Raw genomic sequence first — 14704 nt, 5'->3', positions numbered from 1 at the left:
CCGGCAATGGGGAAGGGAAGAGCACGTGGGGCCGGGGCCAGTTCACTCGCGCACGAGCAGAAGCGAGCCGGCCAGCGGGCCTCCGCCGGCCGCCGCGACCGCTACCTGGTGCGGCGCGATCTGGCGCTGTCCGGCGCGCTCCCAGAGTTGGGTGCAAGCCTCGTGCACATACCCAAGGCCGTGGGTTCTTCCTCCCGAGAGCTGGCCGCCATTGGTATTCACCGGCAGGGCGCCGTCGCGGGCGATCCGCGTGCCGCCTTCGACGAAGCGGCCGCTTTCGCCCACTGGGCACAGGCCCAAGGCCTCCAGCCAGAGCAGGGTCAGGATGGAAAAGCCGTCGTACAACTGGGCACTGCGGACATCAGCTGGCTTGAGATCGGTTCGCTGCCACATCATGCGTGCCGCGTCGATACTGGCCCCGCCGGTCAGGGAAACCTGATCCCAGGACCAGGGCTGGTGCAGGGCCGAACCGATGGCCTCTAGGCGGATGGGGGGATTCGGTCCATGGCGCGCCGCATCCATGCGCGAGAGCACGATGGCCGTCGCCCCGTCGCAGTGCACGTCGCAATCGAACATGCGCAGGGGCGTCGAGATCATGCGGGAGGCCAAGTAGTCGTCCATGGTCATGGGCGTGCGGTACACAGCCTTTGGGTTGAGCACGGCGTTAGCACGGCAGGTCAGGGCGATTTGCGCCAACTGCTCGGGGGTGGTCCCGTATTCGTGGAAGTGCCGCTGCGCGTACATGGCCATCAGGTTGATGGCCGAGTGCACTTCATAAGGGGTGTACCACTGCCAGAAGAAGCTGCTGTCGCGCCCGGCGGTCTTGTTGCTCAAGGCGTTGGCATTCTTGTCGAGCCGCCGCGCGCTCGCTTCGGTGATCGTGCGGAACACCAGCACATGGCGGCACAGGCCCGCGGCGATGGCCATCGCGCCGTTGATCACGCCGGCCAGTGGCCCCGGCCCTTCGTAGCCGCCGCCATACCAGTTGACGTGAAGCCCCATCGTGCCGATCAGCGCATTGGGGCCCACCGGGGAAAAGCTGTTGCCATTGTTGTTGTCGCCTGGCCAGCAAGCCACGCCATCGATGTCCTTTCGCGTGAGCCCCGCATCGGCAATGGCCTCCAGGCATGCGTCCAGGGTCAGGCGCATGGCGGACTTGTCGGATGGGCGGGCCACTTCGGATTGGCCTACGCCGGCGATCGCCACGTTTTTTTCGTACAGATGGTCGAACATCATTCGGCTTTCTTGAACAGAGGGAGCCAGACGTCTTCGTGTTGCTCGAAAGTGACATGTACCGGCATGCCGATTCGCACCTGATCGGGCGCTAATTCCACGACGTTGCTGAGCAGGCGCAGGCCGGGCTGATCGTCGAGCTCGACGATGGCCACGACGTAGGGAGCGACCAGCTCGGGCTTCCACGTCTGGTGGTTGATGGTGTAGGTGGCGATGCGGCCGCGGCCGCTCGTGGCCTGGGGCTCCACATCCAGCGAACCGCAGGATGGGCAGATCGGAGCGGGTGGATGAAAGAATCGTCGGCAGGTGCCGCAGCGATGGATCATCAGTCGGCCCGATTCCCCTCCCTGCCAAAAGGCCGATGAGTCGCTGGTGATCTGGGGCAGTTTTCGTGGCATGAACGCGGGGTATGTCGAGCTGGCATAGGGTTGGGTCAGGGCCGCTACGAATTGACGTCGGCGGGTTGAGAGAGTTTAATATCTGAACAAATTGCGTCAATGTGTCTAACTAATGGTTTCTACCAACCATCTGCATCTATGAGTGAACATTCTTTGGCGAACCGCCATATCGTTGTGACCGGCGGCCTGGGCGTGCTGGGCCGTGCCGTGGGAGCCGTGCTGGTCGAACAGGGAGCCCGCGTTGTCCTGCTCGATCGTGTTGCGGCCCAGGATGTGCCTGGGATCACGGCGGTGATCGGTGGCATTGACCTGACCGACCCGGATGCCACACGGCCCGCATTCCAGCAGGCAAGCGAGCGGCTCCAGGGCTTCGATGGCCTGGTGAACGCCGCCGGGGGTTTCCGATGGGAAACGCTGGAGAGCGGAACCCTGGAGTCGTGGGATGCGCTCTATGCGATGAATCTGCGCAGTACCGTGGTGGCGTGCCGGGAGGCTCTGCCACGGCTGTTGGCGGCCGATGGCTCAGGCATCGTCAACGTGGGAGCGCTGGCTGCACAGAAGGCCGGTATGGGAATGGGGGCTTATGCGGCGTCTAAGGCTGGCGTCGCGCGGCTGACCGAAGCGCTTGCCGAGGAGGTCAAGGATCGTGGCGTGCGTGTGAACGCTGTGTGCCCCAGCATTCTGGATACACCTGCCAACAGGGCCGATATGCCCGATGCCGACACCGCGCGCTGGGTGTCCCCGCGCTCGCTGGCCGCCGTCATCGCGTTTCTGCTGTCGAATGATGCCAGCGCCATCACAGGCGCGTGCATTCCAGTGGCCGGTCGGGTGTGATCATGGAAGACATGCGCTTGTCCCAGGAGCACTCGCCATCCGGGGCCGTTGGAGAGAGCGGCGGCAATGCCATGGCTTGGTCCGATCGCTACTTGCTTGGGCACGGTGACATGGATGGCACCCATCGCGAATTTGTCGCGTGCGTGGCGGCCCTTCAAACAGCGAAAGATGCCGATCTGGCGGGGTGCCTTGCCGCTTTCGAGGCACATGCCGTCGAACATTTCGAGCAGGAGCGGCGCTGGATGGACTCCACCGGGTTTCCTGCCGCACAGTGCCATGTGGACGAACATACGGCGGTTCTGCGTTCCGTGCACGAGGTGCAGGAGATTCTGCGCAATGGCGGTCCAGGGCAGATAGCCCGCGATCTCGCCCATGCGCTCGCGAACTGGTTCCCAGGTCACGCCGACTACATGGATGCTTCGCTTGCCCAATGGTTGGTCAAGCGCAGCCATGGTGGAGCGCCGGTGGTGCTTCGCCGTCGGCTGGAATCCGCCGACGCGCCGCCTCTGCCGTCGGCCAGTTGAGTCTTCGTTCCCGCCAGAGGCGCTTCGCCCCTGGTTTTCAATCCTCCCACAAGAGAAACGTTCAATATGAGACTGGTGACATTTCAGGCCGCAGGCGAAGCCGCCCGCGCAGGCGCATTCATCGAGGGTGACCAGGCGGTGCTTGACTTGCGGCAGGCGGCGCAGACCGTCCATGGCGGCAGCGCGGACGCGCTGGCGAGCATCCTCGCGCTGATCGAAGCGGGGCCCTCGGCCTCCGAGCTTGCGCGCGACCTGATCGCGCGCGCGCCCCGTGCGGCCGTCCGGGAGCGCAGCGCGGTCAGAATCCTGGCGCCCATCCAACCGCCACCGCAAATGCGCGATGCCTCTTGCTTCGAGCTGCATCTGCGCCAGAGCTATGCGGCAGCGCGGCGGGCACGCGCAGCGCGCACGCCGGACCCTGAAGCCACACTGAAGGCCATGAACACCCGCTCAGACGAGCGCGCGATCGAGACCTTCCTGCGCCAGCCCATCTATTACAAATGCAACCGTTTTGCGACCATCGGCGTGGACGACGATGTCGTGTGGCCCGGCTACAGCAAGGCGCTCGATTTTGAACTCGAGTTCGGCTTCTATCTGGGCGCGCGGGCCAAGGACGTGCCCAAAGAGAAGGCGCGCGAGTACATCTTTGGCTACACGATCTTCAATGACATCAGCGCGCGTGATGCCCAGTCCGTGGAAATGGGCGGCATGCTGGGGCCGGCCAAGGGCAAGGACTTCGATACCAGCAACGTGATGGGGCCCTGCCTGGTCACTGCCGATGAGCTCCCCGATCCCTACAACCTGAACATGGTCGCCCGTGTCAATGGCGAGGAATGGGGGCGCGGCAATTCGCGCGACATGTATTGGAAGTTCGAGGATGTGATCGCGCATGTCTCGCGCTCCGAAACCCTGCATCCCGGTGAGTTCATCGGGTCGGGAACGGTGGGCAATGGCTGTGGCCTGGAGCATATGCGCTACCTCAAGCCTGATGACGTCGTGGAACTGGAGGTGGAGGGCATCGGCCTGCTGCGTACGCGCATCACGCAGCCTTGATGGGCGTTCTCCACCCACGGGCGGGCGCCCGGGTTCCGTTGCCGCGGTGGCATGCAGCATGCTTCCGATCGGCGCCTTCACACAACGCAAAAAAATCTGCCGCCGGTCGCGGCAGGGCACATCGAATGAGCAAAGACATTGATAGCGCACCTGGCTGGACGCCAGGACTGCGTGACACTCCCGTGGCGTCCTTGGCCCGCGCGGTTCTCGCGCATCCGGACAAAATCCTGTTCGATTTCAGTGGCGAGAAAACCACCTACGCCGAGTTCGACGCTCTCAGCAACCGCATGGCCCATGCGCTGCAGGCATTGGGGGTGAAGGCCGGCGCCACCGTCACTTCTCTGTTCGACAACCACCTCGACGCCGTGGTTCTCTGGATCGCGCTCAACAAGCTGTCGGCCGTGAGCGTTCCGTTGAACACGGCGCTCAAGGGCGAGTTCCTGCGCCACCAGGTGGCCGACTCGGGGGCCGAGATCGTGGTGTGCGATGCGGCCTACGCTCCGCGCCTATTCGAGGTGGCCGGGCACCTTCAAGGCATTAGGCGTCTGTTGGTGCGCGGGGTTGTTGAGAATGGCTGTCCAGACGTTGGTTTTGCCATAGAAAGCCTTGACGATCACCGGGGGCACGACACCACGCCCCTGGCCGAGCTGCCCGACCCGGCCGCGCTCAACGCCCTGATCTACACGTCCGGGACAACAGGGCCTTCTAAGGGCTGCATGATCAGCGGCAACCAGATGTGCCATGTGGCGCGCCTGCTCCTGCGGGCTGCGCCGTTCGGCCCGAACGATGTGCTGTGGACCCCGTTGCCGCTGTTCCACATGAACGCGATCGCGACCGGCGTGGTGTCCACGCTGCTGGTGGGTGGAACGATCTCGATCGCTCCACGGTTCTCGGTCAGCGGCTTCTGGCCTGCCGTGGAGGCATCCGGGGCCACCGTGGTGTCCATCCTGGGCGCCCTGGGTACGCTGTTGGCCCAGGCCCCGGACAATGACGCGATGAGGCGCTGCTTCGGCCAGATCCACACGGTCAAGGGCAATCCGTTCACGGAAGACATCAAGGCGATCTGGCGCACCCGCTTCGGCTCGCGCCACATCGGCTCCAACGCCTACGGCCTGACGGAGGCGCTGATCACGTCGGTGCCAGCCGGCGAGCCGGTTCCTCCAGGCTCGTCGGGGCGGTGCGCTCCCGAGTTCGACGTGCGCATTTTCGACGACCAGGATAATCCGCTGCCGCCCGGGCAGGCCGGCGAGGTCGTGTGTCGGCCCCTGCATCCCGACATCATGTTCAAGGGCTACTGGCGCCGGGCCGAGGACACGCAGAAGGTGATGGGGAACATGTGGTTCCACACGGGAGACATTGGCAAGTTCGACGAGGCCGGGTTCTTCTACTTCGTGGATCGCAAGAAGGACTATCTGCGTCGGCGGGGGGAGAATATCTCCAGCTTCGAGATGGAATCGGCGATCCTGCAGCATCCCGACATCGAGCAGGTCGCGGTTCATGCCGTGCGGTCGAACCTGGGCGAGGACGACCTGAAGGTCACAGCCAAGCGGGTGGCGGGTGCTCAACTCACCGAAGAGGCCCTGTGCCGCTGGATGGTGGATCGGGTGCCATATTACGCCGTGCCCCGTTACATCGAGTTCCGGGCCGAACTGCCGGTCAATCCGCAGGGGCGGGTTCTGAAGTACCAGCTGCGCGATGAAGGTGTGACGCCTGCTACCTGGGACATCGAGTCCTCCACCATCAAAGTGCAGCGCTAGAGGAGCGCCACCATGTCCGTTTCAGAGTTGGCCGGCCGTCGCATCCTCATCACCGGAGGGGCCAGTGGCATGGGCGAGGGCCTTGTGCGCTCGCTGACGGGCATGGGGGCGCTGGTCGTGTCCATGGACCTGAACCGCGAACGCGGCGAAGCCGTTGCCACGGCGGCGGGAGCAGGGGGCTTTGTGGAGGTCGATGTGGCCGACGAGGGCTCGGTTGCGCGCGCGGTCGATGCCGCCTGCACCCGCCTGGGCGGCCTGGATGTGCTGATCCACGCTGCGGGCATCGCGCCGTCTTCGCCGGCGCAGGGGACCAGTTTGGCGTTGTGGGAAAAGATCTTTGCTGTCAATGCCACTGGTACCTTCCTGATGAACCGGGCGGTGTTTCCCCATCTGAGGGAGCAGGGCGGCAGCATCATCAACTTCGCTTCCGCAGCTGGCGCGCTGGGGCTTCCCAACAAGTCTGCCTATTCGGCCGCCAAAGGGGCTGTCCTGGCCTGGACCCGCACCGTGGCCCAGGAATGGGGGCCCTACAACATCCGCGTGAATGCGATCGCCCCGGCCATCTGGACGCCCATGTATGACCAGACCCGTTCCGAAATGAGCCCGGAGCAACTGAGCGCGCACGATGCGCTGATGGCCAGGGTGATCCCGCTGGGCGGCAAGCTGGGCGACCTGGCGCAGGATCTGGTGCCGGTGCTCGCCTTCCTGGCATCTCCCGGGGCGCGCTTCATGACCGGCCAGATCTTTGCCGTCGATGGCGGGACGCTGATGGTGCGCTGAGCCTGTGGTCAGGCAGGAGCGGCACCTGCCAGCGGACGCAGTTCTCCCGCCAGCAGCGCTTGCCGGACAGCAGCGCGGCCGACTTTGCCGGCATCGGTGCGCGGGACGTGCGCGAGGAGGAGGTGCCTGGGCCGCTTGAAGGAAGCCAGGTGCTGCCCGCAGTACGCCATCAGCTCGGCACGCAACGCCTCCAGCGCGTGCGATGGGGCCGGCTCGCGGGGTTGGACCAATGCGCAGACACTCTGGCCCCATTCGGGATCCGGCAGTCCCACGACGACTGCGTCGGATACCGCAGGATGCTGCATCAGAACGGCCTCGATCTCGGCAGGGTAGATGTTGACGCCGCCGGAAAGAATGAGATCGGAGCGGCGGTCGCAGAGGTAGAGCCAGCCTTCCTCATCGAGGTATCCATAGTCTCCCGCGGTGAACAGGTCACCGCGCTTGACGGAACGGGTCTTCTGCGGATCGTTGAAATACTCGAAATCGAAGCCATCATTCATGTAGATCAACCCGGGCTCGCCGGCAGGAAGCTCGGCTCCGCCCTCATCCAGGATGGCGAGCTTGCTGAACGGATACCGGCGGCCCACTGTCCCGGGGCGCCGCAGCCAGTCGTCGCTGCCGACATAGGTGCCCCCTCCCTCGCTGCACGCGTAGTACTCGTGCAGAACAGGGCCAAGCCAGTCGATCATCCGGCGCTTGGTCTCCGGCGGGCATGGGGCAGCCGCGTGAATGACGGTTCTGAGGCTCGAAAGGTCGTAGCGCTGCCGGATAGCCTGCGGAAGTTGCAGCAGGCGGTGGAACAGGATCGGCACCAGCTGCACGCTGTCGATGCGTTCGCTTTCGATCAGGGCGAGCACGCGTTCGCTGTCCCATTTTTCCAGCAGCACGATCCGATGCCCGAGATGCAGCATCTGGATGGCGCGGGAGCCGGGAGCCGCGTGGTAGAGCGGTGTGCAGACCAAGTGCGCACCATTGCCCGCGCGCAGGCCGAACATGCCCGAATAGAGCGGAAGGGTGCGCGCCAATGCCCCTTCGGGGGGCAATCCTGTCAGCGGCCGCCGAATTCCCTTGGGGCGTCCCGTGGTGCCGGAGGAATAGAACATGGTGCTGCCTGCCAGCCGGTCGCCAAGAGGGTCATCGGGCTGCGCGCCCAGCAAGGATTGCAGATCGCGAAAACCCGGTATGTCTCCGGCAACCGCCAGGCGCCCTTGCTCGGGGAGCGCCGCCTGTCGGGCCGCCTGGCTGGCCGTGGAGGCAAAGCGATGATCGGCAATCAGCACGCGGCTCATGCTGTTGGACAACAGGTAGGCCAATTCTTCGGCCGTCAGGTGCCAATTCAAAGGCACCAGGTAGGCGCCTATTTGCGAGATGGCGAGCGCGCTCGCCAGCCAGTCGCTGGAGTTCGGCAACAAGACCGCGACGGCGTCGCCGGTCTTCGCACCGCAGCCGCGCAGCGCATGGGACATGCGATCGACGCGGTCGCGCAGCTCGCCGAACGTGCTGCAGCCGCCATTGGATTCCGTGATCGCGATGCGGCTGGGCTGCCGCTCGGCAATTTGCCAGAAGCCCAACGCACCCTCGCAAAGGTAAACGGGATCGACCGCAGGCATAGGGTTGGCGTTGGCGGGGGACCTGATTTCAGGCATGGACTATTCGATCGTGATGCCTGCCGCCCGGATGGCCTGTGCCCAGGCCAGCGTATCGCGCTTTTGCAGGGCGGCAAGCTGGTCGGGCTTGCCAAGCAGTGGCTGCAGCCCGATGCTGGTAAGGAATGCCTGGCCCTCGGGCGCTTCCAGCACCTCGTTGATCAACTGGTTGAAGCGTTGGATTGCGAAGGCTGGCATCCCGGCCTTCCCGTAGAGAGCCAGCCACGCGGAGACGTCGAAATCAGCGACGCCCGACTCCGCGAGGGTAGGAATGTCGCTGGCGGCTGCGATGCGCGCGCGCGTCGTCACGGCAATTGCACGCAGGCGGCCGGAGCGCACATGTGGCAGGTAGCCCTGGGGGTCGCCAAAGGCGTAGTCAAGATGGCCGCCGATGATGTCGGAAACCACCTGGGCCAAGGTCTTGTACGGCACGAAGGTCGCCTGCAATCCCGTGCGCTGCTTGAGAATCTCGCCAGCGAGCCTTCCGGTGATCGCCGAACTGGCGTAGCTCAACTGGCCCGGCCTGGATTTGACGAAGGCGACGAACTCCTGGAACGTGCTGACCGGCACGCGCGCGGGGTTGACCACCAGGATGTAAGGCACGGTGGCCATGGAGGCGATCGGCGCGCAATCCTTTTCCGGATCGAATGGGAGGGTTTTGTACAAGCTGACGTTGGCCGCCTGGGTCGAGGATCCTGTCATCAGGAACTGGTGCCCATCGCCTTTCATGCGGGCGACAGCGTCCGCCGCAATGTTGCCGCCTGCGCCAGGCTTGTACTCGATGACGAACACGATCTCGGGATGGCGCTTTTGGATCTGCTCGGTGCAGTAGCGAATCAGCCCGTCGATGGCACCGCCACCGGCGTATGCCACCGTGATCGAGACTGGCTTGGTGGGCCAGGTGGTTTGGGCGTAGCCAGGAGCTGCCCATGTCGGGAGTGCACTGGCCGCGAGGCCAAGCATCCGACGCCGGGTCCAGCAAATCATGTGGATGTCTCCGTTTCGATTGGCCGGGAGGCCATGCCTGCCATTTTCACGGGTTCCTCCGAGGCTCTTTCGTGCGAGTTCCCCGGACATTTGCCAAGGATGGGCGGGTTCTCCAGGGGCGCTGTTCTGTCGCTCAGCGCCAGCCGCCACTGCGAGCCGCAGGAGGTTCGTCAAAGTGGGGAGGATGGGGCGACACGCTGGCTCCCCCGTGCATGCGCGGCTGAATGGCGCTCAGAAAGTTGTAGGGAAACAGCGGTGGCAACGCGCTCACCTGATCAAGCCGGGTACGGAGTTCGGAAGGCAACTCGAAGTCCAGCGCGCCCAAGCTGTCCTGCAGCTGTTCGAGCCGGGTGGCGCCCAGGATCACCGAACTGAGCGCCGGGCGGCCCGACAGCCAGTTGATGGCCACCCTGGCCATGGGCTGCCCCAATTCATTGGCGACGGATTCGAGCGCCGCGACGATCTCCCAGTTGCGCGGCGTCAGCTTGTTCAGCGCGGGTGTCGCCACCGCGGCGGTGGCCCTGATGCGCCCAGCCTGCTGTGCTTGTGCCTCCACATTGGGCTGGTACTTGCCGGACAGCAGGCCGCCGCCCAAAGGACTCCAGGCCACCAGCCCGAGGCCCACTTCCTGGCACATGGCGGGAAACTCGTACTCGATGCCGCGCTGCACCAGCGAATACTCGAGCTGCACCGCGCAAGGACCTTCGAGGCCATGGTACTGCGCCAGGGTGGTGATGCGCGCGGCATACCAGGCGGGCACGTCCGAGAGCGCCCAGTGGCGGATCTTGCCGGCGCGCACCAACTGATCCATGCTGCGCAGAACCTCCTCCGCCGGCGTGATGCCATCCCATGCATGGAGGTAGTAGAGATCCACATAGTCCGTCTTCAGCCGCGCCAGCGAGGCATCCAGGGAACGGATCAGATTCTTGCGGCCGTTGCCCGCGGCGTTCGGGTTGCCTTGCGGGTTCTGGTGATTGAAGCTGTACTTGGTGGCCAGAACGACGCGATCGCGCATACCCGTTTCCGACATAAATTCGCCCAGCCAGGTCTCGGCGGTGCCTTGCGTGTAGATGTCCGCCGAATCGATGAAATTCCCCCCGGATGCCAGGTAGGTGTCGAACATCGCGCGTGCGGTCTCCCGGTCGCAGCCCCAACCGTTCTCGGTGCCAAAGGTCATGGTACCCAGGGACAGGCGCGAGACGCGCAAACCGGTACGGCCAAGCAGGTGGTATGTGGTGGGTTGCATCGGGTCTCTCAGGTTCTTGCTGAAATTGAAACACATTGACAATAAGTGTTCAAACATTAGACTGTGCTGGCTCGGCTGATGTCAAGTCCGGGCGGCTGTCCCGGGGGCCATTCCCCGTCCCATCACCCTGACGACCTATGCTGATCGACGCCCACGCACACCTGCTGACTCCTGGAATGCTCAACCGCCACGATTTCTGGGGGCCTTTCATGAAGATGCAGGGGTTCACCGTCGGGCACTTCGCGCTGGGAACCAAGCAAAAATCGAAGGCCGCCTCGGACCAGCAGGCGGAGGCGAACCTGCTGGCAAAGATGACGCATGCCGCGCGCCGCGAACTGATGGCCCAGCGCGGCGTGGACCAGATAGTGGTGTCCACGCCCTCGCATGCATTCATGTACTGGGCGGACGACTTCGGAAGCGAATACGCGCGCATCTGCAACGACGAGATGTCCGCCTACTGCGCCCAGGACCCGGCGCACTTTGCTTTCTGGGCACACGCCAACCTGGCCGATCCGGTCGCGGCTGCACGCGAGATCGAGCGCGCCGTCACGCAACTCGGGGCCAAGGGGGTCTGCGTGGGGGGCGCCAATTTCAAGGGCCTGCAGGCCTATAGCGAGGAATTGTTCCCCGTTTGGGAGGCTGTCACGCGGCTGGATGTGCCACTGATGGTGCATGGTTACAACCAGTCCGTATGGTGGGGCGACAAGCATGCGGAAGACCGTTTCGAGACCACCTCGATCGTGGGCGATTGCGTCGATGAAACCCTATTCTTCTGGTACCTGATCTGCGGCGGCGCGCTGGACGTGTTCCCCACGCTGAAAACCTACATCAACCACGCCGGTGGCATGGCTGTGTTCCAGCTCGGGCGCCTGGCCGAGCTGAACAAGTCGATGGCGCCCGACGCACGCAACAAGCGCCCGTTCATGGACTACCTGTCCAACTTCTGGTTCGACCTGGACGTGCACCATCCGGCGCTGCGCCGCGCCGTGGTGGAGGTGGTGGGTGCCGATCAGATCCTCTACGGCACCAACTTCGGGGGGGCCTACGACAATGGCGACCTGACCGCCGGACTGGGCCTTTCCGACGCCGACGTGGCCAAGATCCGCAGCGGGAATGCGCGCCGCCTGCTGAAGCTCGATACCTCCGTCGCGGCATGACGGGTTTTGTCCTGAGCCGACGCCAGGTCTGGCTGCTCGTGTTCGTCACCCTGTTCTGGGGGGTGAATTGGCCCATCATGAAATCAGCCGTCGGCGCCTATCCCGCGATGGCGTTCCGGGCCTGGTCCATGGTATTGGGCCTGCCGTGCCTGTGGGTGGGACTGAAGCTGCTGCGGGTGCCCCTGCAGGTGCCACGACGGTACTGGGGCGAGTTGCTGCTGCTGGCAACCACCAACATGGTGGCCTGGCACCTGTGTCTGATGTGGGCTTTGCCGGGCCTGAGTTCCGGCCGGGCGGCGATCATCGGCTACACCATGCCCGTGTTTTCGGCGCTCTGGGGCATGTTGCTGTATCGCCAGCGCCTGTCCCGGCCGCAATGGGTGGGCGTGGGAAGCGCTACTGTAGGCGTGGTGTTGCTGCTGTGGCATGAATTCTCGCGCCTCAGCGGGGTTCCCTTGGCCGGGCTCACCCTGCTGGCCGGAACCGCGGTGTGGGCCCTGGGAACCCAGCAACTGCGGCGCAGCGCCATGGATGTGCCTGTGCTCGCGATCGGGTTCTGGATGACGGCGATCACGACAGTCGCGGTTCTGCTGTATGTGGGGAGCACCGATGGCCTGCCCGCGAACCAGCCTTCGCCACGGGTCTGGGCAGCGATCGCCTACAACGCACTGTTGATTTTTGGGTTTTGCCACGTGGCGTGGTTCGCCCTGGCCCGCGCCTTGCCGCCAGTCGCAGCGAGTGTCAGCATTTCCCTGATCCCCGTGCTCGGGCTGCTGTCGGGCGCGCTGTGGCTGAACGAGGCGCTGCATTGGCAAGACGGGGCCGCGGTGCTCTTGATCATGCTGGCGATTGGCGTTGCCTTGCATCCGGCGGGAACGGAGACTTCTTGAAGGCGCCTTTCACGGCCATCCCCCCCTGGTAATTTGCGATAGATCAACAGGGCAGGCGTTTCGGCTTCGGGTAAACCTCTAGAAGTTGAACACAAATAGAAAAAATGTCCTAAATTGTCTCCATGCCGGCAATCGTGCCGGTCCCAAGGAGACGATGAAATGTTGACGCGTAGCAATCCGGTGTTGTCCGACGGAACCAGGATCTCGGACCTCATCAATCTGGACACCCGTGAAGTGAAGATGCGGGTCTTGTCCGATGCCGAGCTGTACCAGCTCGAGATGGAAAAGATCTTCGCCAAGACCTGGGTCTTCCTGGCCCATGAAACGGAAATACCCAACTCGGGAGATTTCGTCCAGCGGGATATGGGTTCGGATTCGGTCCTCGTCACGCGTGACCGCGAGGGCCAGGTGCACGTGGTGCTCAACGTCTGCACCCACCGGGGCATGAAGGTCTCCACGCTGGACGTGGGCAACACCCAGGCCCACATGTGCATCTACCACGGCTGGGCATTCAAGCCCAATGGGGACTTCATCGGCGCCCCCGTCGACAAGGAGTGCATGCACGGGAAGATGATGAGCAAAGAGCAACTCTCGCTCACCAAGGCCCGCGTGGCGGTCTACGGCGGCATGATTTTCGCCACCTGGAACCTCGACGGCCCTTCCTTCGACGAGTTCCTGGGAGACGCAAAGTTCTACTACGACACCATGTGGTGCCGTACCACCAGTGGCATGGAGGTTTTGGGGCCACCGCAGCGCTTCATCATCAAGGCCAATTGGAAGACAGCTGCCGAGCAGGGGGCATGCGATGGCTATCACACGCTGACCCTGCACCGCTGGCTGGGTGAGATCGGCCCCTATGCGAAGAAGCCCAATGCCGAAGGAGGTGGGGCGGACCTGACACCGGAAATGTATGGCGTTGAAGTCTGGACTGACCATGGCCACACCATGCGTTGTATCGATCTGGGCCGTAAGGTTCACCGGATCACAGGCAGGGATCCAGCCGAGCTTTCGGCCCAGGAAAAGCTCACTGTCCTGCCCCCCCCGGGCTTGACGGCCGAGATGATCCCCGATGTGGTGAGCCGCCTCTCGCCTGAGCAGATCGAGATCATGAGCTCCAACCCGCCGCAAGTGGGCAACTTCTTTCCCAACGGACTGTTCGAGTTCATCTACCTGCCGACGGCCGATGGCAAGGTGACGGGCGCGATGGCCCTGCACACCTATGTGCCCATGGGGCCGGATAAGTTCATGTTCATGAACTGGATCCTGGCAGAAAAGGATACGCCGCCCGAGCAGAAGGCCGCGATGCTGCGCATTTCCTGCCAGTTCCTGGGCACTTCCGGCATGGTGGAGCAGGACGACTCGGACACCTGGCCGCACCAGACCATCGTCTCCAAAGGGGCGATGAGCAAGAACATCACGCTCAAATACCAAGCCAAGTATGAGACCGGCAAGCCTGACGGCTGGCCGGGTCCCGGTCATGTTGGCAGCGGCTTCACCAAGGACGACACCAACTGGAGCTTCTGGCAGTACTGGCACGAGCTGATGACTCGCGAGTCTTGAGCCGCCGATGCCAACCCTTCACCACCAGGAGATCACCATGCTTGCCAACCTGCTCGAACCCACACCTCTGCCATCCACCGTGCGCGGCAACCGCATGCCTGTCGGCAGTCCCCTTTACAACGAATGCGTCGAATTCCTCATTGACGAGGCGGAGATGCTCGATGAACTGCGCTTTGACGAATGGCGCGCGCTGCTGGCGCAGGACATCGAATACAACGTCCCGCAGCGCTTGACACGCCCTGTGCGCATGCAGGACGGCACGACCATTCGAACCGTTCAGCACATGCACGACAACTATGCCTCGTTGATGCTGCGCGTGCGCCGTATCACGGAAACCCGCAGCGCCTGGTGCGAAGACCCTCCCTCGCGCACGCGCCGGATGGTCAGCAACGTGCGCGTCTACAAGACCGACAAGCCGAATGAATTCAAGGTGCAGAGCTACATGCTTCTCACCCGGAACCGATTCGATTTTGACTATTTTGACCTGATCCCCTGCGACCGCCATGACGTGTTGCGCAAGGAGGGCGGCGCCTTGCAACTGGCGCGGCGCGAGGTCCTGATTGACCAATCCGTGCTCGGCACGCCCAACCTCGGCATTTTTCTGTGACCTGCGGTGTCGCCTTCCACCTTTGAGGAAAA

The 14704-nt window shown here is 63.8% G+C and carries 14 protein-coding genes; 9 read left to right on the top strand and 5 right to left on the bottom strand.

Translation table 11 applies throughout. The annotated features are described in order from the left end of the window. Positions 1–42 precede the first annotated feature (42 nt). Positions 43–1236 (bottom strand): thiolase family protein, encoded by a 1194-nt coding sequence (locus tag EV674_RS14210; RefSeq protein ID WP_206613252.1) that lies wholly within the window; start codon positions 1234–1236, stop codon positions 43–45. Then, positions 1233–1631, bottom strand: coding sequence for a Zn-ribbon domain-containing OB-fold protein (locus EV674_RS14205; RefSeq protein WP_119014324.1), 399 nt, complete (start codon positions 1629–1631; stop codon positions 1233–1235). The genes EV674_RS14210 and EV674_RS14205 overlap by 4 nt, the downstream gene beginning before the upstream one ends. 138 nt (positions 1632–1769) lie before the next feature. On the opposite strand from EV674_RS14205, the gene EV674_RS14200 reads away from it, so the two are divergent. The 5 genes from EV674_RS14200 (at position 1770) to EV674_RS14180 (ending at position 6579) form a co-directional block, all read left to right on the top strand. Further along, positions 1770–2465: an SDR family NAD(P)-dependent oxidoreductase gene (locus tag EV674_RS14200; protein ID WP_119014325.1), complete on the top strand. Its 696-nt coding sequence runs from the start codon at positions 1770–1772 to the stop codon at positions 2463–2465. A 2-nt stretch (positions 2466–2467) separates the two neighbouring features. After that, positions 2468–2989, top strand: coding sequence for a bacteriohemerythrin (locus tag EV674_RS14195; RefSeq protein WP_241525005.1), 522 nt, complete (start codon positions 2468–2470; stop codon positions 2987–2989). A gap of 66 nt (positions 2990–3055) precedes the next feature. After that, positions 3056–4042 (top strand): fumarylacetoacetate hydrolase family protein, encoded by a 987-nt coding sequence (locus tag EV674_RS14190; RefSeq protein WP_119014326.1) that lies wholly within the window; start codon positions 3056–3058, stop codon positions 4040–4042. Positions 4043–4167: 125 nt separating this feature from the next. Next, positions 4168–5799 (top strand): AMP-binding protein, encoded by a 1632-nt coding sequence (locus EV674_RS14185; RefSeq protein WP_119014327.1) that lies wholly within the window; start codon positions 4168–4170, stop codon positions 5797–5799. A 12-nt stretch (positions 5800–5811) separates the two neighbouring features. Then, positions 5812–6579, top strand: coding sequence for an SDR family NAD(P)-dependent oxidoreductase (locus EV674_RS14180; RefSeq protein ID WP_119014328.1), 768 nt, complete (start codon positions 5812–5814; stop codon positions 6577–6579). A gap of 8 nt (positions 6580–6587) precedes the next feature. On the opposite strand, the gene EV674_RS14175 is transcribed toward EV674_RS14180, so the two are convergent. From EV674_RS14175 to EV674_RS14165, 3 genes are all read right to left on the bottom strand, one after another. Then, entirely contained in the window at positions 6588–8189 is a 1602-nt protein-coding gene (locus EV674_RS14175; protein WP_165887106.1) for an AMP-binding protein, read from the bottom strand. 39 nt (positions 8190–8228) lie between these two features. After that, positions 8229–9212, bottom strand: a complete 984-nt coding sequence (locus tag EV674_RS14170) for a Bug family tripartite tricarboxylate transporter substrate binding protein (RefSeq protein ID WP_157983707.1) — start codon at positions 9210–9212, stop codon at positions 8229–8231. Between the two features lie 133 nt (positions 9213–9345). Next, complete coding sequence (locus tag EV674_RS14165) at positions 9346–10458, bottom strand: aldo/keto reductase (RefSeq protein WP_063460668.1); 1113 nt, start codon at positions 10456–10458, stop codon at positions 9346–9348. A 137-nt stretch (positions 10459–10595) separates the two neighbouring features. Between EV674_RS14165 and EV674_RS14160 the strand changes: the two genes are divergently transcribed. The 4 genes from EV674_RS14160 (at position 10596) to EV674_RS14145 (ending at position 14672) form a co-directional block, all read left to right on the top strand. Continuing rightward, positions 10596–11615 (top strand): amidohydrolase family protein, encoded by a 1020-nt coding sequence (locus tag EV674_RS14160; RefSeq protein WP_119014331.1) that lies wholly within the window; start codon positions 10596–10598, stop codon positions 11613–11615. Continuing rightward, positions 11612–12505 carry a DMT family transporter gene (locus EV674_RS14155; protein ID WP_119014332.1) on the top strand — a complete coding sequence of 298 codons (894 nt, stop codon included), beginning with the start codon at positions 11612–11614 and terminating at the stop codon, positions 12503–12505. Before EV674_RS14160 ends, EV674_RS14155 begins: the two co-directional genes overlap by 4 nt. Before the next feature lie 159 nt (positions 12506–12664). Continuing rightward, positions 12665–14065: an aromatic ring-hydroxylating dioxygenase subunit alpha gene (locus EV674_RS14150; RefSeq protein ID WP_063460665.1), complete on the top strand. Its 1401-nt coding sequence runs from the start codon at positions 12665–12667 to the stop codon at positions 14063–14065. A gap of 37 nt (positions 14066–14102) precedes the next feature. Next, positions 14103–14672: an aromatic-ring-hydroxylating dioxygenase subunit beta gene (locus EV674_RS14145; protein WP_063460664.1), complete on the top strand. Its 570-nt coding sequence runs from the start codon at positions 14103–14105 to the stop codon at positions 14670–14672. Positions 14673–14704 lie beyond the last annotated feature (32 nt).

Source organism: Simplicispira metamorpha (assembly GCF_004341365.1).
In the GTDB taxonomy this organism is placed as follows: Bacteria; Pseudomonadota; Gammaproteobacteria; order Burkholderiales; family Burkholderiaceae_C; genus Simplicispira; species Simplicispira metamorpha.
Note: the sequence above shows the minus strand (reverse complement) of the source record. Positions and strands in the feature narration are given on the sequence as shown.